This is a genomic window from Legionella resiliens, from assembly GCF_021344005.1.
GTDB classification, from domain to species: Bacteria; Pseudomonadota; Gammaproteobacteria; order Legionellales; family Legionellaceae; genus Legionella; species Legionella resiliens.
The window spans coordinates 1,295,314-1,313,199 of sequence record NZ_JAJTND010000004.1; the positions used below are offsets into that span (position 1 = coordinate 1,295,314).

The window sequence follows — 17,886 nt, forward strand, 5'->3', positions numbered from 1 at the left end:
TACGAATTTATTTAAAGCATTAAAGCATTAATTGCAATATTTAAGTATACAATGCAAAATAAAAATTTATTAATTATCAAAATGAAATGACCCAATTTAAAATACGATCAAAGGAAAAGGAAATCATTGATCTAGGTCCTGATTTTTATACACCCCAAGAATACACACAATCTCTAAAAAAATTATTTAAAATTAATAAGTTGATGGGTATTTTTAAAAGTACAGTCACCTTGCTTCAACAATTTCCCTCTAATTCAGTATTGACGGATGTTGGATGTGGCGGTGGCTTATTCTTACTAAATCTTAGTAAATATTACCCTAACATGCGTATGTTGGGGTTAGATATTTCTACAGAAGCGATTAAACTCGCAGAAAAAGAAGCACAGGAATGGCAACTAAAGAATGGAAGTACCTTGGTCGAGTTTCATTTGCAGCTGCAGCCAGAACTCGAAATCAATGAAAATATAGATATCATTTTGCTCAATTTGGTTTGTCACCATCTGGATGATGAGGAACTAATCACGCTCTTAATCAAAGCCCAAGAGACAACGCGTAAGGCTGTGATAATCAATGATCTGCATCGCAATTTTATTGCTTATTGGCTTTATAAAATGGTCAGCCCTTTATTTCGTAACCGACTTATCACCCATGATGGTTTGCTTTCGATTCAAAAGAGTTTTACCAGAAAAGAATTAGAGTTTTTATTGCAACAAGCACGCATTAAAAATTATCAAATCAAATGGCGCTTCCCATTTTGGTGGAGTATTCTTATTTTAAAATAGTATGGATTAAAACCTATGACTCTGGATGCGCTTATCATTGGAGGAGGGCCTTCCGGCGTAACTACTGCATTATTACTTGCTGAAGCAGGTTGGTCAGTTGGGCTGGTCGAAAAAAAAGAATTTCCTCGTAGAAAGGTCTGTGGTGAATTTATATCCGTTTCAAGCTTATCTCTACTGCAAAAACTTGGAATGGAAGAGTTCTATTTGACACATGGTGGTCCTGACATACAAAAAGTCGGCTTATACGCTGCAGATGTGAGATTAACTGCGAATATGCCACCATCTAAAACATCAAAAAATTTATGGGGAAGGGCGCTCGCCAGAGAGTATCTTGATACAGAACTTATGAATAAAGCCAAATTAAAGGGAGTCCATGTTTGGCAACCTTGTGAAGCACTGTCATTACATCGTTCTACAGAGGGATCATTTATCTGTTCTGTAAAAGAAAATAATAAAACAATAGAGATAATAGCTTCTCTGGTTGTAGTTGCAAATGGCTCATGGGAAAAACGAATTGGCCAATCTGAAGATAAAATACATAAGCCCTCTGATCTATTGGCATTTAAAGCACATTTTAAAAATTCCAATTTACCTATTAATCTGATGCCTTTACTGGCGTTCCCTGGTGGATATGGCGGAATGGTTCATAGTACGGAGCAAAAAGTAACGCTTTCGTGTTGCATTCGTCGTGATGTTTTGCATAATTTGCGCTTGAAAAATCCAGGTATACAAGCAGGGGAGACAGTTTATGAATACCTATTGGAGCAATGTCGCGGGGTTAGGGAAGTGCTTCGGTGTGCTGAGCGCGAGGGAAGCTGGCTGGCCGCGGGACCAATTAAACCTGGCATGCGTAACTGTTATCAGGATGGTGTTTTTTTCGTTGGTAATAGTGCCGGTGAAGCACATCCTATTGTAGCTGAAGGAATTAGTATGGCCATGCAATCTGCATGGTTACTTGCACACTGTTTCATTAAATTTAAACGGAACAATCTAAAAGGGATGAATTATTTTGATGATGCTGGTGCATATTATACGAAACAATGGCGTAAATATTTTAGCGGTCGTATCCATGCTGCTTCATTTTTTGCACAATTAGCCATGATGAACCCCCGGACTCGATTTTTATTGTTACCTATAATCAAACAATTTCCTAATATTTTAACCTTGGGTGCACGCTTCAGTGGTAAAATACAACAAGTCGTGCCAATTAATGAAGACTAAATTGATAGTGAAATGCTAAATATAAAAGGATACGATGTATAAAAATCCCTTTTAAAGTTGCATTTTTTTAATTTTAGATTTGGAAATAAAATATTAGAAATGAGTAGTATTGATATAAATATTGAAACATTAATATTGGTTACTATTTGGGATCAACAACCTTGTATTTTTCAAGGTTGCTTTAAAATTTCCGCTCTTCATTCCCAGAGCGAACAGTACTTCATTTTTCGCAGCGAAGTAAGTTATTCACAACAAACGGACTTTATTGAACATGAATTTTATCCCGATAATTATCGTTTCACTCATTTTTACAATCCAGAGCAGAAGATTTGTCTGGATGAAGAAAACGAGTCACAGGAATTTGCTTTATACATATTAAACTACGCACTTTATGTAACGATAAAAGAAATGCTGATCAAAAATCCCCAAAAACAGCAATTGCTTTCGGTAGATGATACGTTTTTGGACTCTCTTATTGGAAAGATAAAACCTATTTTAAATAACGAGCCTCTGTGGAATGAATCAATGAAAGAGATAGGTTTTGCTGTGGCTATGGACTTTTGTCCAAAAGAAGAAATGGGCAAAACCGCGGTACAAACACTCTTGGCTGGTTTTGGTTATCAGGAATTTAAAGATAGAGAAATTCATTAAGCAAACTTGAGGTTAATTCAACATGCTCGTAGGTTGATATTTTGCTATCCAAATATCTGAACCACCTTACTTTGGGGTGTGACAAGCAATGGAATGCGCTTGCCGAAACTCTTTTTGAGAAATCGGCGTTTCGTCCCCGATGGCTTGTCTTTTAGTGGGCATTGTACTAACATTGGTGGCCTATAATTTTCCGCGTCTTTACTGCAGATGCTCTATGATTCCGCGTGTATTTTTATTTCGGATGACCAGTGAGGTGATTGCATTAACCAGTAGTCATTTTACATTTACTTGACTTAGTCAAGCGATTTACGATGACTTAAATATTACAGATAAGATAACAATGCAAAATTTGCCAATAGTAAACTCTATGCATACAAAGCATGTATGATTCTTTTAAATAAAAGGATTTTTAAATGAAAGGTACATTATATTTTTTATTAGCTTTATTACTGTCTGTTGCCCAAGCAGCTAATCCTCCATTTTCCAATGTAAAAAAAGTTGGCGACATTTTATATCTCTCTGGACAAACTGGAAGTGTAAAACCAGGTGAGCCTCCGCTAGTGGAAGGAGGAGTTGAACCTGAGACTCGTCAAGCAATGGAAAATATAAAACAAATATTGACGGCCAATTGTTCTTCTTTAAGCAATGTTTTTAAATGTACCGTAATGATGGCAGATATGAGTGAGTGGCCTATTATGAATGAAATCTATGCTTCTTATTTTGAGAATGGAGAGTACCCAGCCCGGAGTGCATTTGGTGCCACTGGACTCGCATTAAATGCACGTGTTGAGATTGAGTGTATGGCAACGGTATCTAAAAAATGTATTATGAAAAATAAGAAGCATAGCGGATAAATTTCACCTTGTATGATATTTGAACGTAAATCAAACAAAGATTCATCATATTCTCCTTATTTTCCCAAGGCCTTCATAACTTTGTTGACATCTTCCTCAATAATTTTATTGATTTCCGATTGGTTAACAGAAGGGTGGGGCGAGTGAATTCTTTAACTCAATTTTATACTTAATGGAGACTGCTCAGAAATTAATTTTTCTTCTTCCATATTTGTTGCCTTTTCAGCTAAAGCTAAAAAATCATAATTAATGTATTTAGAGTCAAGTTGCTGATAACCCTCTAGCAACATTCTTTTGACCGAGATAAAAAATTGATTGAACCACTCAGTAGTCACTTTATAGCTATTGTTCAAAATCTCGGATAATTTACGCTCAATTGTGGATTCCTCTAATCCAGCTATTTGTTGTTTAACAACAGATAAAAAATGAGCAATAAAGAACGCATGTTTTGCCGATATAGCTGGACAAAAGGCTCCTGTTTGAGGAGCTAAATCTTTATAAAAGATAGATGGAGAGCTATGAGTTTGCCAGAATGCAATCGGGAGAGGCCTAGAATAAGTAGCAGTATATTTGCTGAATTGGGCAGGGTCATGAGGACGACTTATAAACACTGAAAAATCGTGCCTTTCGTCACTACGATCTGCTTCAACACTTACGTGAAAATTAGGTGAAACTTTCATAAATCCTACGGTTGCAATATGCGACCGTCCCGAAAGGATGACGGGAAGTACGACTGGCTGAAATTGTTGATAACAGTCATAAGTAATTACCGAGTCAAAATCACCTTCTTTGGTATAGAGTCTTTTTAAGCAATTATTCAAGCAATCTAAAAATTGATTTTTTGAAGCAGGAGCAACTCCATGTGGTTGCCCCTCCATCTTAAAGTATAAATTTAATAAAAAATTCCAAAAAACATAGGAATCTTGCATGTAAGAATGATGACATAGGTTTTCATTTGAACGGCTTTCTCCAGGTATTTCTAAAAAAAGACTTATGAATTTTTGATAACGATTTGCTTCCACTGCCTTATGCAGTTCTGGTTCTAAGCTAGATTTAATCTTTAAATTCGTAAAAGGCAAAAATCCTAACAAAGTCATGCGGGTAGCGGTGTGTGGTTTATCGTTTACTTCCTGAGCCAGATTGATTCTGTGCTTTAGTAAAAGGTTAAGTGCATTTTGACTCTCTCGCCTTTTTCTGGGCCAGCTAATAGCACGCTCTCCTACACTAACTCCATCCTTCATAGAATTAACATCAGCTCCATTCGCGATGAGTAATTCCGCTATCATCGGATTACGGACATTTTCGAATAATAAAGAATTAGCTAATTCTGGTGTTCTCTTTAAAATAGGTCCCATTCTATTGATCAAATATATCGCGATCTCTTCCTGTTTATTCTTAAGTGCCTTTTTAATTATTTTTTCTAAGTCAGTAATGGCAGTTATATTTGTGTCCAGTTCATCCACTAATATTAAGCAAAATGCTTTATTAGGTTGAGATTTTTTGAGTTCATATAAAAGGATTGCAACCTCTCTCCTATCCTCTGGATAACATATTCTATATAGATCATATGGAAATGGTGAGGAAAGATTAGGAAAAATCCCCCATACAATATCGCTATTTTTTGTTAGCCAATGTTTATTCCTAACAATAAAATCTAATAATTCTTTTCTATATTGAGAGAGTTTACTTAGTCCTTTAAGAACCTCCTTGGGATAGATATTCAATAAACTGTCAATAGGAATATGGTCATTGCTAACGAGAAGCTCTTTTAACACGATTCTTAGGGAGGCTTGCGATGGCAAGGAAGAGAATCTTTCGATACAAAGTCGTAAAAAATTTTTGTCCTTATTTTGCTTAAAAATAGAGAAAATCTCGGATATGCTAACTTTAAATTGTTGTTGTTCAAGCCAGTAGATGAACTCCTTTTTGTCAAGATGATATGCGTTACAAAGCATTTTTAATTTTTGCTCAAAGGTTAGCTCTATTTGCTGTTTTTTTAATTCAGATAAAGCAGAGCTATCTTCTGCTTCTACTGCTTTTCTAAGTAGAGAATCCCATTTTTTCCTACTCTGAATAGCAGTTATTGTTATCGTCGAAAGAAAAGCCCCCGACGCTAATGGCCCTTCTAAAAGGTAAATTAACACAGCAATTAATAGAGCCAATAGAAGGATATTTTTATGACTTTGCAATGGGATGGGGTTAGAAGAAGGCATAGTATTAGTTAGTTTTTAAGAGCCAGGATTTTAACAAAATGAAATCAATTTGTATATATATAATATAATTTCGTCAAAGTAAGCCTGTATTCGCAAGCTTGGTCAACTATGAATAACCTCAAAGTATTTTTTACACTCAATTAATAGAGATTTTTGATGGTTCTGTTTTTTTTCATCGAGGTTTGAACTATCTAGTAGCATTGAAACTAACAAGAAGGGGAACTAGAGTATCTAAGAAGGATATCATTTTTTCTGAAAGGTTAAGATCCTAAGGATAAAGGGTCATTAAATAGAATCAGGGGTGCATACAAATTTATCCTAGCGGGCCAAATGGAGTTAAGTCTGATTATTTTGATAATCAGACTTAAGGGGTTTATATCAAAGATTCCCGCTGATATTACAAAAATCAAATCTTATTATTGATTCAAAACTTCAATAAATTAAGATCTGATATGACCTTCACCAAAGACAACCCATTTATAACTTGTTAAAGCGTCTAAAGACATAGGTCCGCGAGCGTGCAATTTTTGCGTACTAATTCCTATTTCAGCGCCCATTCCAAATTGTCCACCATCAGTAAATGCCGTCGAAGCATTGACATAAACAGCAGCAACATCAATATGTTCTAGAAAATAACTAATAGTGGCTTGATCTTCGGCAATAATCGCTTCGCTATGACCTGAACTGTAATCAATAATATGATTAACTGCCTCCTCTACTGACGCAACTGTTTTTATTGCCATTTTATAGGATAAAAATTCCCGACCAAAATCATCAGCTGTCGCTTTGTGGAGTAATTTTTCAGGATAAAAAGATTTAATTGCCTGATAACTCAACTTATCTGCAAAAATTTCAACCTGTTTGTTACTAAGTGATTTTACTATTAATGGTAAATCAACCAATCGATCTTTATGAATAACCAATATATCGAGAGCATTGCAAACACTAACTCTTCTTGTTTTTGCATTATCAATGATTAAACGACCTTTCTCTATATCGCCACTCTGATCGAAATAAATATGGACAATACCAGCACCTGTTTCAATAAAAGGTATTCTTGCATTTTCACGTACAAAATTTATTAATGACTGACTTCCCCTTGGAATACAAACATCCACGAAGTCATTGGCTTTCAAAAGAATATGAGTCGCTTCTCGCTCTAAGGGTAATAAATAAACAAGTGCTTCATTGAGACCATGATCATGCAGGACTTGGTGTATCAATGAAACTAAAAATAGATTAGTATGATAGGCTTCTTTTCCACCTTTCAAAACACACGCATTACCTGTTTTAAAGCATAAAGCAAAAGCATCGATGGTTACATTAGGTCGTGATTCATAAATAATAGCAACAACCCCTAATGGAACAGAAACTTTTTGAATGACTAAGCCATTAGGAAGTTTTTTTTGATCCAAAATCTTTGTCATTGAATGGGGTAAAGAAGCTACTGTTGCAATGTCAGCAGCCATCGTTTCAATTCGTTCTTTAGATAAGAGCAAGCGATCGTACTTAGGATCTTCTTCACGAATCAATTCCAAGTCTTTTTTATTTTCATCAATTATTTTATTGACAGAATTTCGTAATCGATGAGCAAGCTCTAATAATATTTTGTTCTGTTTTTCTTCACCAATAAATCTTAAGCTATAACTGGCTTTTTTAGTTGCATTAAGCTGGTTAGTGATTTCTTCAATCATGAAAATACCTTAAAAAATATGTAAATGATCATAATGAATAAATTCCGGTTTTGATGAGTGACCTAAATATTCATTTAATTTAATCGCATCGTACTTTGCAAGGCCAATCCCTATTTTTTCATTATCTGGAGTCAGTATTTCTATAAGATCGCCTCGCTTAAACTCGCCACTAAATTTTTCTATCCCAACGGGTAAGATACTTATAATTCGCTTGTTTTCTTTTATAATTTTTACTAAACAGGAATTTATAGTAATTGATCCTGTCTTTTTTTCACTATAAGCAATCCATCTTTTTATATTAGATCTTTTCTTAGTGGGAAGAATGGTTGTTCCCAAAGCTTCATCATTGAGAATGCGCATAATTACTGAAGAATGATTGATACTGGCTATGTGAGTTGTTATGCCAAGATTTGACATTTTTCGGGCTGTTCCAAGTTTGCTAATCATTCCCCCTCGGCCATGAAGACTTTTTATAGCAGAAACTTCAGGCCAAGTACTTTTGGGATCAATAGTTGAAATTAATTCGGAGCCCGTTTCATTAGGATGCTTTGTATAAACACCTTCAACATTACTCAAAATAATTAGTTTATCAGCGTTTATCATTGCGGCTATAAGGCCTGATAACTCATCGTTATCAGTAAACATTAGCTCTTCAATAGCTACGCTATCATTCTCATTGATAATAGGGACAATCTTCTTATTGCCTAGAATTTCATGAAGTAATCTTGAAATATTCAAATAGTGCTGCCTTGTTTGAAAATCTTGTTTCGTAAGCAACAGTTGAGATGCAAGCATGTTATGCTCTTTTAACATCGATGCGTAAACATGCATCAGTTCATATTGGCCCAATGACGCTAGAACTTGTTTTTCTCCTATCGAACTCCCATACTGACGGCCAAGAAATTGGCTTGCGACTTTTCGACCTGAAGCAACCGCACCTGAGCTTACTAATACAACTTGATGGCTAGCTTTTTGTAGCGCAACAATCTGTTCAACTAAATGGAGCATGATAGGTTCAAATGGCGTTCCATCACTTGATAAAATGCTTTGAGTTCCGACTTTAATGACAATTTTCATTTTTTACTCATTTTAAATAAATCTTTTTTTTATTAGGTACTTTGGAAGTAACTGTAGTCACCTAAGGTGTTTCAAATTTATCATAAGTTATATTCATTGCAATCCTTGAAGGAATTGTTCTCTTCCATTTGTATCCATGCTTGGCGTAATTCGAAAAATCATGCTGATGATGTAATTATGGAGATATCAATTCAATCCTTTAATACAAATACTTAACCATATAGACCATATTCCAAATATATCCCTCTGGTTTGAGATTAAATAAAGGCTGAAATCCTTGCTTTTCATAAAAATGATAGGTTTTAAGATAATTTTCATCTGATTCTTGGGGGGATAATGTCTCAACTGTCATCGTCGATGCTTTTTGCTTTTTGGCATACCTGGTTGCATTATTTATAAGCATTGAGCCTATATTTTTGCCCTGCCATTGAGAAAATACTGCCATCCAATAAATCGAACTGGTATTGGGATATGGGAAATCAAGACTAAGAAGTCCTACATACTTATCATCAGTTTTCGCAGCAAAGTTAATATGCGAGTAGACTCCTTCAATATAGTGTTCATTGCATTCTGGTAAACCAAAGTATTCAGGTAAATCTTTTGTAATTTGCTCACATAAAGTTGCAGCTTGCTCCGGTAGTATTTGCTCAATGTTTATGCTCATAAAGGTTTTCTTTATTGGATTGACTTTGAACGTGCATTCACTGTGTAAAGAACTTATATTATATTTCTTATTGTATTTTAAAAAAGTTTACTTGGAAATGACCAACAAAATAAAAACATCTCTTTGGACCAGTTTAAGCGCACGTCTACAATTGATTAAGTCAACAGAAGGTGCACATTTTAATTGGTTATTTCTTCCTGGTGGACCGGGTTTAGGATCAGAATCACTAGGTATGTTAACTCAAATTTTAAAACTACCTGGAACACTTTGGCATCTTGATCTTCCAGGAGACGGATCGAATAAAACATCGAATGATGAGGAGTATTTTTCGCATTGGTCTGATGCGCTATATGAAGTGGTTAGTACATTAGATAATGTCATTTTAGTAGCACATTCAACTGGTGGAATGTATGTATTGGCAACACCAAATCTTGAAAAAAAAATTGTTGGGTTGGTTTTAATGGACTCCGCCCCTGATGCAGCGTGGCAAAAGGAATTCATGGAGTATGTTCAAACGCAACCAATAAGCCAAGCCCAAGAATTACAAGAACAATATGCTAAAAAACCAAGTAACTCCCTTTTAAAGCAAGTAACAATTGCGGCAGCTCCTTATTCATTTACAAAAAAAGGTTTGCAAAAAGGAATATCGCTTTTAGAAACACTGCCATTTAATTATAAGACGTGTGAGTGGTCTGGAAAATATTTTGATTCAACGTACAAGGCAAAATGGGTGCCCCAAAAGATTCCTACATTAATACTTGCTGGAGAGCACGATCGAATTATTCCCTTAAAATTTTTCATGAATTCAAGAAAATTTATCCGGAAAAATATTATTTTTCATGCTATTAAAGATGCTGGGCATTTTCCCTGGATTGAAAATCCGAAACAAATTGTCCATGTCTTTAATGAATATTTTCAGTTTCTTCAAAAGACAACTTAGATTAATCAGTAGGCAGATTATTGGAGTTAGGATTTTATGGGGCATAACTAATGCAAAATGATGCAACCATTTTTTTCCAATTCAACTAACCAGTTTGGATATTTCAAATATTTATTACACCTTAAATCTAATTTTTCTAATTGCTTCAGCTTAAGTAAACTCATAGGAAGTTCTTTCAAGTTATTATTTCTTAAGTCCAAATAAAGGAGATCAGATAAGCTGCCAATCTCATCAGCAAGTGAATTTAAATGATTATTACGGAAGTTTAGAATCTTAAGTGATTTTAATAAACCCAGTCTGTCGGGAATTTTTTCAATCTGATTATCAGAACAATCAAGAATTCTTAATTCTGATAAATTGCCCATTTCATCAGGAAGCCTTCTAATCTGGTTTTTCATACAATGCAGTTCTCTCAGTTGATTACACTGCCCTATCGAATAAGGGATCTCGCCAATTAAATTATGATAAACTCGAAGCTCAATGAGACTCTCCAAGCAGCCAATATTTTCAGGTAATTGTGTTATTTTATTACCCGAAAAATTTAAATAGTTTAATTGATTTAACTTGGTAACCACTTCTGGAATCGCTGAAAACCTATTATCTGCCATATATAAGTACTTGGATAATGGAATTTGATATAAGCTTTCGGGCAAGGCAGATAATTTATTCCCATTCATATCTAAAATATGTAAATTTTCCAGACGTTCAATTTCTTTGGGTATGAAGGTGATCTCATTTGCTGATGCATTTAAATGCCGCAATGATTTTATTGACCATAGCTCGGCAGGCAGCTCTTTCAATCGGTTGTTATAAAAACTGATACATTCTAAAAAGTCGAAGTTAGCTAAGCCATTAGGAAAATATTCCAAATCCAGATTATCTAAGTTTAAGTTTTTATTAAAAATATTATTTCTTAGCATTGCCTCGCCTGAGTCAAATATTTCCTTAAAATATAGCTGGTATAACCCATAAAATTATCTGGCAATGTGGCTATCACTTGGTAACCCAGTTTCTCATAAAACCCTTTTGCTTGGAATTCCGCGGTATCAAGTTGGATCATTTTGCAATTGTTTCCCTTTGCAAAATCATCGAGTGTCATAAAGAGTTCTCGACCTAGTCCTTTACGGCGCTGTTTTTCGTGGATCCAGACGGTAAATACTCTACATAACGTACCAAATACATCTCCTTTAATACCCCCAAGAATTTCAGAGGTATCGTTTTTTGCGTAGATAATAAAAGGTTTTGCTTCATAACCGCCGATGATCGACTCATTAAATTTTTTTAAATTTCCATAAATGATTTTAGAAATAACTTCATTTTCTTTAAAATCAGTAATAATGTTTACTGGATCACTCATTATCTCTCCCACTCGCTAACTCCAGGGTCTACATTGATGTTGTAACGCCATAAGTACTTAATCATATTACTTAAATTTCCAAATCTTGGCCTGATTTTTTGAATTAGTCCATAGTTTTTCAAAAAGGCCGCGGTAATTTAATGTGAGTTTAAGATTGATAATTGCACAATTGTTGGGTTAATTATTGTACAACTCCGGGCGTAATTTATGCGTTAAAATTGAAAATGAGGATATGACAGTGAGTAGATACAAATTCGAAAGTTTGGTCAAAGCACAAAAAAGATTGGGTAGGATAGCAGGTGAGACGAACAAATATGGTATAGATGGTTTTACTCGGGATGATCTTAAACAGCTGCTCGAATCCACATCAGAAGACGATCTCGCACCAGAAGCGGATGGATTAACTCAAACTATGCCTGGGAGCCGCAAATCTACTGAAATTAGCGTAATAACCAATAGTATGTTTAAGTCTTCTGTAGAAAAAGTCTATAAAACAGGCTCCACTGCTTCCCCTGCAATTAATCCCTCAAATTAGGAACACTTTTAATAGGTATTAGAGTAATCTAATACCTTGATTTCGTGAGCCATTCTGAAACCTTCCTCACAAAGTAAATCGGTTTGCTCTAAACGGTAATGGGTCGGTGATTAAGTCCCCTTCTGTTACCATTTCCGCGAGCAAACGTCCCGTAACTGGCCCGAGAGTCAAACCGTGATGTGCATGTCCGAATGCGAACCATAGCCCTTTATGTCGAGGCGCTTGTCCGATAATTGGAAGCATATCGGGTGTACAGGGTCTGCATCCCATCCAGGGATATTCATCAAGTCGTGTGGTAATTGGAAAAAGCGTGCGTGCAATAGGCTCTACCAGATCAAGCTGTACTGGGGTTTTCTGTGAATCAAGCCGTGCAAATTCCGCCCCGGTAGTAAGCCGAATTCCGCGAGTCATTGGAGCCAACAGGAATCCATTCTCAACATCGAGTACTGGGTGATTGAGTTGTGTGTTTTGTCTTATACCATAATGCATATGATACCCACGTTTCACTGCTAGCGGAAAGTGATATCCTAGTTGAGAGCATAAAATATCTGACCAAGGTCCTAACGCAACCACGGCAGAATCCGCCTTGATCTGGCCCTGCTCCGTTTTGACTGTCCATTGATTGGATAAAGAGAATGCATCTCCGAAAAAAAAGCGACCCCCAAGATGTTCAAAATAATTGGCATACGCGGCAACCAGTGCTCCGGGATCACTTACCGTTTCAGAATCGACATATTGAAGAGCCCCCAGTAATGATTTATCCAGATCGGGCTCCATTTGACTTAATGAATTCGGGTCAAGAGCTTCAAACTGAATGCCGTACTCAGTTTTACACTTTTCAGCAAATCGTGTTTCAATATCTTGCTTTTTTGCGGTTCGGAATACTTTGAGCCATCCGCCGGAACGAAATAAGTGTTTTACTCCTGCAGCCTCGGCTAGAAAATGATGTTCCGTTATACTGTGTTGAATCAAATTTGCATAGGAACGAGCAATCTCTGCATGACGTAATGAATGAGAATTAACCCAGTATTTCCATAGAAACGGCGCAAGCCTCAAAATTGCTTTTGGGTGATATCTGACATCAGGAGAGCTATTTAATGCATATTTAATTAAAGAGAAAATATCTCTTGGAAATGCATAAGGATACACCCCTTCACGCTGAATTAACCCTGCATTGCCATATGAGGTTTCACTTCCTGGGGACTTCGCATCGACTAATGCCACTGACCGCCCTCGCCTTTGCAAATGAATTGCAACGGATACTCCAATAATTCCCCCTCCAAGGACAACAACATCAAATTTCATAAAGCATCCACTCCGTTTACTCAAAGAATTTAGGATCAGTCCCTTATTATTGTGTTTATTAGACGAGCTTACAACCCATTAAAAACGTGGTGCAGCAGCATATTTCAGTTTATCGCATGGCATATTTATGAAAGCACTATCCCTAGATAGGTTAAGTAAAAAATTCCATTAAAAAACAGAGCCTTAATCTTAATTCCATCTGCTGAAATATTGAACCTTAGCCATGCCGAAGCAATGTAAGTTACTAGAATACCGGTGAGTACAATTCTAGATGGCGCCCAAGGTGTTAAAAGTATTCCTAATGCAGGAAGTAAAGTGCCCTGAAAGACCATTGCACCGGTGATATTGCCAAAACCAAGAGTATCTTGACCTTTTCTTACCCATATCACGCTATTCACTTTTTCGGGTAATTCTGTTGCAATGGGAATGATTAGTAGTGATAAGAGCAACACAGGTATACCGATAAAGTTTGCAGCTCCTTGTACTCCATGAATGAATCCCTTTGCACTAAATACCAATAGGATTAAACCCAAAATTAATTGGATTAAAATTGTTTTGAGATTGTTTTTTAAGCCCAGTTTGGTTATCAATAAAGGTTCATTTGTTATTACTGCATGGCCGTTTTCTACCAAAGCTTTAGAAGCACTGAACGTTAGCAGTATATAAAGAAAATATAGAAAAATAAGTATGATGCAAAATAAAATACGGATAGAGTGATTTGGCTCTAAGGGGAGAAACATTGCTAAAGCAGCAAGTGTGAATGCCATTAAGAAAAAATTCATATCCCGTTTAAAGCCGGTAATTTCTGGAGTGATCCATCCATTAATCCCTCGCTTTTTAATTACTGAAGAAGCCATAATAAAGGTTGACAAAGTGGATAACATTAAGGGAGCGCCTAAAATTGCTCCTACACTAATTTCTTCATTAACTTGTCGATCGGCGGTTCCAGCAATTATTGCCAAGATTGGTACCGTAGTTTCTGGAAGTGCGGTAGATACAGCTGCGAATATTGAGCCCGTGACACCGGCTGAAATATCCAATCTTTCACCAAAATGCTCTAGCGCATTAGAAAATAATTGTGCTGAGATTAAGATAAGAATCAACATTACTAAGAGTTCAAGCCACATGTACATATTTGTCCCTCATAACTACAGCCTTTAAATGATTATCCATAAAATGACCAAACGATTTCTTTAAATATAAATTGAATGATCGAACAAATTCTAGTGCTCTGTATAATTTAAAACGACTAAAATACAAGGCCCTTCAGCGATGATATTGATTTTATGCTGTTTGCAGTTCTGAATGGCTGAGTTGCTCTCTGCTCCGGGTTGCATCCAAATATTCTTAACTCCTTTTTTAATCGCTTCTTCAACGATTTTTTCAGTAACAGCAGGCGGGGTTATAATAGAAATACTTTCAATATCATTTGGCAATTCACTTACTGAATGTATTACCTTTATTCCTTCAATTGAATCTTCTTTAGGGTTTACAGGATAAACTTTTTTACCATTCGCCATATAACATCGCAAAACTTTATTTCCATATTTTTCTCGATTCGATGATGCGCCAATTACAGCAAAAGCTTTTGATTGGAAAAATGTTTCAATTTGATGATTTATCATGCTATTTGCGTTTAAGTGATTTGTTATTTATTTAGTTTAGCAATGAATAGGGATTCATGATAATTTTTTGCATTTTTATTGTTATCAATTTGATAATCGTAACATCTTACCAAGCTCAATATCTCGTGGATCACGTTCATGACGATCAGGATCATCAAAAGGTATATTGACATACTGATAATGAAGATAAAAATTTAAGGCTTCTGGCGAGGATTGGATGTGTAGCTGGAGAACTCCTGTATTTTTTAACCACTTTTCAATGATATTCAAAAAATACCCGCCTAAACCTTTATTACGACATGCTTCATCAATAACAAAAATTCTAAGTGCTGCTCTTTGATTTGGCCATAATTGAATATGGGCATAGCCAACCCGCTCCGCTCCTTGGTAAAGAATAAAATGTATATGGTCTTTATGCTCGAACGTCCATGTATAGGGATCTGAAATGGGTACTTTATCAAAGAAATACTTTTGCCGAAAAGTACGTGCCGATTGCCATTCGCGGTTTGTTAAGGCTTTGACAATACGAAGTTTGGTAAAACCAGTTTTAACATCAATATTGGAAATAAACTCCTCTTTCCCCAGACAATAGGAATTAATATCATTAGGAAACTGTTTTGCCAAAGCTATTTTCAGGGTGGCATAAGCATCGCGATCATGGGGATGAGATCTCATCCAATCACGGAAATACAAATGCCTTTCAATTTCCGAGTTTCCCTTTTCAAAAACATGAACATTGTGAGTTCTTTTGGTTGCCCCTTTTTGAAAATAACGACGAAAAGGAATGCCATACTCACCCATTGTTGCATATCCAATTTTTTCCATAGATTCTAATGCTTTATCTACCAGTAAAATATTCTCAACAACAGGAAGAATATCAATAATAGGTTTTGCACTTAATCCTGGTACCGAAGTAGAACCAATATGGTGGATTTCAATGCAATTTGCACCTAGTGCTTGCTTTATTTGATGAGCCTCAGCTATAAACAGCTCAGGCCATAGAGGGTCATAAGGAAGAACTTCAACTGTTTTTTTCATGATTTTCTACTAATTATCAAAACGTATGTTTAACGAAAGCATTTTTATTTATCTAAATCCATTTTCTCGACAGCTTTCGTAAACATCAAGTTCTCTAGTGTGACTGCCGTAGCAGATTATAGTCAGGTTTATTAATTACATAGTGCTTGCTTGTAATGTGCCAAAGTGTTCTGTAAGTGATTCATCTTCTAAGTACTCAGATAATGCAGCATATTCTGGCTGTTTCGCAAGTTGCAACATGTCCTTCATATTAAATACTTGCTTCTTTATCCCCTCTGCAATAATGGTCGTGCATCCAGTTTTTGCCAAGTGCAATAAGATAGATGAAGGTGTAACTACATCGCTGCTTTTATAGGTGCGGGGTAGTTCGGGATTAATACGATGCATTAAGTTTTCTACTTCTTCACCTCGAGCAAATTTTTCAAGATCATCGGTAGCATAAAAAATGAATTCTGGAGCTACATCTTTTAGTACCATAACTTCCATTTCATTTATTTTTGAAGCAGTAGCTGACTCTGAAAGTTCATCCGTTGTTTCTCGAATAAAGGCTGGTATGCTAATTTTTACATTAGGATTTACAGAAGAATAAAGATAATTTTTTGAATTATTCGCCCCTTTTTTAGCAAACTCAATGGCTTTGTCAGCGCTGACTGTTCCACCAAATCCACCGAATGCTGTATTGAATGCTATATAAGATTTTAAATTATCTGTAGGGAAATCTTCTCTACCACCAAAACCTTCTTTGCCAACTACCTCCGGGGCTTCCCCATGAATTCGATGCCATACTACACCAGTTGCGGGTACATCAATCTCTGTTAATAATTTGTAATCGCTATAAATTGAAGGCGTGCTAAAAGCTGATTTTTTTCCAAATCCGAAAAATGAAATATTTCTAAACATAATGTTATATCACTATTTTTTATTAAACCTCCTGGAAAAGATTCCTCAGTGCGTCCCATTCTAAACGAAATTTATTAAGGGCTGATTAAATTGAAACCAAAGAGATAATATTTGGCGCGTAAGTAAGGGTTCAAGACATGTATAGAGGGGAGTCGAAGTACAAAAAAACTGACACGTTGCATTCTTAATTGATGTGTAAATTGTTCATTTTCTCAATGATGTAAAATTTTTATAATCCAATTTTTTAATTTAATATAGTGTGAGCCTTCCCAATAAATTTTTTTACAGGCTTGACACTGCATAAAAGTTGAATAGTATTTTTTTTGCTAATTTAGGAACATCCTTAATAATTTTTGATTGATCAACTTTTTTTAGTAACCCATTACACGTGAGACAACGAGTAAATGGTTTGCACTGGTTGCTTAATTGGAATCGCATTAAAACCTCTTCCACTTGTTTTTCTGGATTGGTATTGTGCATCCAGTGACCATGGGTGATGCTTTTATTTTTCAAAATACCTATATCCCGTGTTAACACAATTCGGTGTTCTTTTTTACTCCGCTGGATTATGATTTCATCAGTTAAATTGTTTTCATAAACCACATCAAATCCAAGTAAACGCAAATAACGAGCAAGTTTTCCAAGATGCACATCGAGAATAAAGCGAGACGTTCTTAAAGCCTGTGGTCGAAGTCGAATCAATTCACTCACATCAAAGGTTTCGAAAACCGGATATACGGAAATATAATCCTGGTCTTGAACCAAGTAGTTAAAATCAACGGATTTTCCATTAACTAAGATTACTTCAATTTCAGTATGTGGAACCCCAAGAGATTCGATTAAGTCCTTAATTGAAGTTTTTTGAGCTACGCTATGAACAAAGCACACTTTGCGCCTCTCTGGAGGAATAAAATCATTTAACTCTTCATAAAACCGTAACTGTAAGGAGATCATGTTTTGGTTAAATTGCTCGCTTCGTTTTAATTTATGGCATAAAAGTTAGAAAAAGAAAATTAGGACAACATATGTT

19 protein-coding genes are annotated in these 17,886 nt (G+C 35.7%); 6 read left to right on the plus strand and 13 right to left on the minus strand.

The window, feature by feature from the left end:
- The first annotated feature begins 86 nt into the window (after positions 1-86).
- The 4 genes from LXO92_RS11140 (at position 87) to LXO92_RS11155 (ending at position 3,508) form a co-directional block, all read left to right on the plus strand.
- On the plus strand, positions 87-782 hold the full coding sequence (locus LXO92_RS11140; protein WP_182349662.1) for a methyltransferase domain-containing protein: 696 nt from the start codon (positions 87-89) through the stop codon (positions 780-782).
- 15 nt (positions 783-797) lie between these two features.
- The gene (locus LXO92_RS11145; RefSeq protein ID WP_232890992.1) at positions 798-2,003 is read left to right on the plus strand and encodes an NAD(P)/FAD-dependent oxidoreductase; all 1,206 of its coding nucleotides are present in this window, start codon (positions 798-800) and stop codon (positions 2,001-2,003) included.
- 99 nt (positions 2,004-2,102) lie between these two features.
- The gene (locus tag LXO92_RS11150; RefSeq protein WP_182352817.1) at positions 2,103-2,654 is read left to right on the plus strand and encodes a hypothetical protein; all 552 of its coding nucleotides are present in this window, start codon (positions 2,103-2,105) and stop codon (positions 2,652-2,654) included.
- Positions 2,655-3,067: 413 nt separating this feature from the next.
- The gene (locus LXO92_RS11155; protein WP_182349664.1) at positions 3,068-3,508 is read left to right on the plus strand and encodes a RidA family protein; all 441 of its coding nucleotides are present in this window, start codon (positions 3,068-3,070) and stop codon (positions 3,506-3,508) included.
- A 152-nt stretch (positions 3,509-3,660) separates the two neighbouring features.
- Here the strand turns inward: LXO92_RS11155 and LXO92_RS11160 are convergent, their stop codons facing one another.
- The 4 genes from LXO92_RS11160 to LXO92_RS11175 form a co-directional block, all read right to left on the minus strand.
- The gene (locus LXO92_RS11160; RefSeq protein ID WP_232890993.1) at positions 3,661-5,721 is read right to left on the minus strand and encodes a hypothetical protein; all 2,061 of its coding nucleotides are present in this window, start codon (positions 5,719-5,721) and stop codon (positions 3,661-3,663) included.
- 440 nt (positions 5,722-6,161) lie between these two features.
- On the minus strand, positions 6,162-7,415 hold the full coding sequence (locus LXO92_RS11165) for a glutamate-5-semialdehyde dehydrogenase (protein ID WP_182349666.1): 1,254 nt from the start codon (positions 7,413-7,415) through the stop codon (positions 6,162-6,164).
- Positions 7,416-7,424: 9 nt separating this feature from the next.
- The gene (gene proB / locus LXO92_RS11170; protein ID WP_182349667.1) at positions 7,425-8,492 is read right to left on the minus strand and encodes a glutamate 5-kinase; all 1,068 of its coding nucleotides are present in this window, start codon (positions 8,490-8,492) and stop codon (positions 7,425-7,427) included.
- A gap of 199 nt (positions 8,493-8,691) precedes the next feature.
- On the minus strand, positions 8,692-9,156 hold the full coding sequence (locus LXO92_RS11175) for a GNAT family N-acetyltransferase (RefSeq protein WP_182349668.1): 465 nt from the start codon (positions 9,154-9,156) through the stop codon (positions 8,692-8,694).
- 97 nt (positions 9,157-9,253) lie between these two features.
- Between LXO92_RS11175 and LXO92_RS11180 the strand changes: the two genes are divergently transcribed.
- On the plus strand, positions 9,254-10,096 hold the full coding sequence (locus LXO92_RS11180; protein ID WP_232890994.1) for an alpha/beta fold hydrolase: 843 nt from the start codon (positions 9,254-9,256) through the stop codon (positions 10,094-10,096).
- Positions 10,097-10,143: 47 nt separating this feature from the next.
- Here LXO92_RS11180 and LXO92_RS11185 read toward each other — a convergent pair whose 3' ends face one another.
- Together LXO92_RS11185 and LXO92_RS11190 are read right to left on the minus strand one after the other, a co-directional pair.
- Positions 10,144-11,016 carry a leucine-rich repeat domain-containing protein gene (locus LXO92_RS11185; protein WP_182349669.1) on the minus strand — a complete coding sequence of 291 codons (873 nt, stop codon included), beginning with the start codon at positions 11,014-11,016 and terminating at the stop codon, positions 10,144-10,146.
- Positions 11,010-11,453 carry a GNAT family N-acetyltransferase gene (locus LXO92_RS11190; protein WP_182349670.1) on the minus strand — a complete coding sequence of 148 codons (444 nt, stop codon included), beginning with the start codon at positions 11,451-11,453 and terminating at the stop codon, positions 11,010-11,012. Before LXO92_RS11190 ends, LXO92_RS11185 begins: the two co-directional genes overlap by 7 nt.
- 238 nt (positions 11,454-11,691) lie before the next feature.
- Here LXO92_RS11190 and LXO92_RS11195 point away from each other — a divergent pair, with 238 nt between their 5' ends.
- Positions 11,692-11,988 carry a hypothetical protein gene (locus tag LXO92_RS11195; protein ID WP_232890995.1) on the plus strand — a complete coding sequence of 99 codons (297 nt, stop codon included), beginning with the start codon at positions 11,692-11,694 and terminating at the stop codon, positions 11,986-11,988.
- 66 nt (positions 11,989-12,054) lie between these two features.
- Here LXO92_RS11195 and LXO92_RS11200 read toward each other — a convergent pair whose 3' ends face one another.
- The 7 genes from LXO92_RS11200 to LXO92_RS11225 all read right to left on the minus strand — a co-directional run bounded on the left by LXO92_RS11200 (position 12,055) and on the right by LXO92_RS11225 (position 17,810).
- Positions 12,055-13,293 carry an NAD(P)/FAD-dependent oxidoreductase gene (locus LXO92_RS11200; RefSeq protein WP_182349672.1) on the minus strand — a complete coding sequence of 413 codons (1,239 nt, stop codon included), beginning with the start codon at positions 13,291-13,293 and terminating at the stop codon, positions 12,055-12,057.
- Between the two features lie 125 nt (positions 13,294-13,418).
- Positions 13,419-14,420, minus strand: a complete 1,002-nt coding sequence (locus LXO92_RS11205) for a sodium:calcium antiporter (RefSeq protein ID WP_232890996.1) — start codon at positions 14,418-14,420, stop codon at positions 13,419-13,421.
- Positions 14,421-14,516: 96 nt separating this feature from the next.
- Positions 14,517-14,918, minus strand: coding sequence for a CoA-binding protein (locus LXO92_RS11210; RefSeq protein ID WP_182349674.1), 402 nt, complete (start codon positions 14,916-14,918; stop codon positions 14,517-14,519).
- Between the two features lie 84 nt (positions 14,919-15,002).
- Positions 15,003-15,956 carry a bifunctional GrpB family protein/GNAT family N-acetyltransferase gene (locus tag LXO92_RS11215; protein WP_182349675.1) on the minus strand — a complete coding sequence of 318 codons (954 nt, stop codon included), beginning with the start codon at positions 15,954-15,956 and terminating at the stop codon, positions 15,003-15,005.
- 135 nt (positions 15,957-16,091) lie between these two features.
- Positions 16,092-16,856, minus strand: a complete 765-nt coding sequence (locus LXO92_RS11220; RefSeq protein ID WP_232890997.1) for a hypothetical protein — start codon at positions 16,854-16,856, stop codon at positions 16,092-16,094.
- Positions 16,857-17,068: 212 nt separating this feature from the next.
- The gene (locus LXO92_RS17220; protein ID WP_340163003.1) at positions 17,069-17,158 is read right to left on the minus strand and encodes a Mut7-C RNAse domain-containing protein; all 90 of its coding nucleotides are present in this window, start codon (positions 17,156-17,158) and stop codon (positions 17,069-17,071) included.
- Positions 17,139-17,810, minus strand: coding sequence for a Mut7-C ubiquitin/RNAse domain-containing protein (locus tag LXO92_RS11225; RefSeq protein ID WP_232890998.1), 672 nt, complete (start codon positions 17,808-17,810; stop codon positions 17,139-17,141). The genes LXO92_RS17220 and LXO92_RS11225 overlap by 20 nt, the downstream gene beginning before the upstream one ends.
- Between the last annotated feature and the right edge of the window lie 76 nt (positions 17,811-17,886).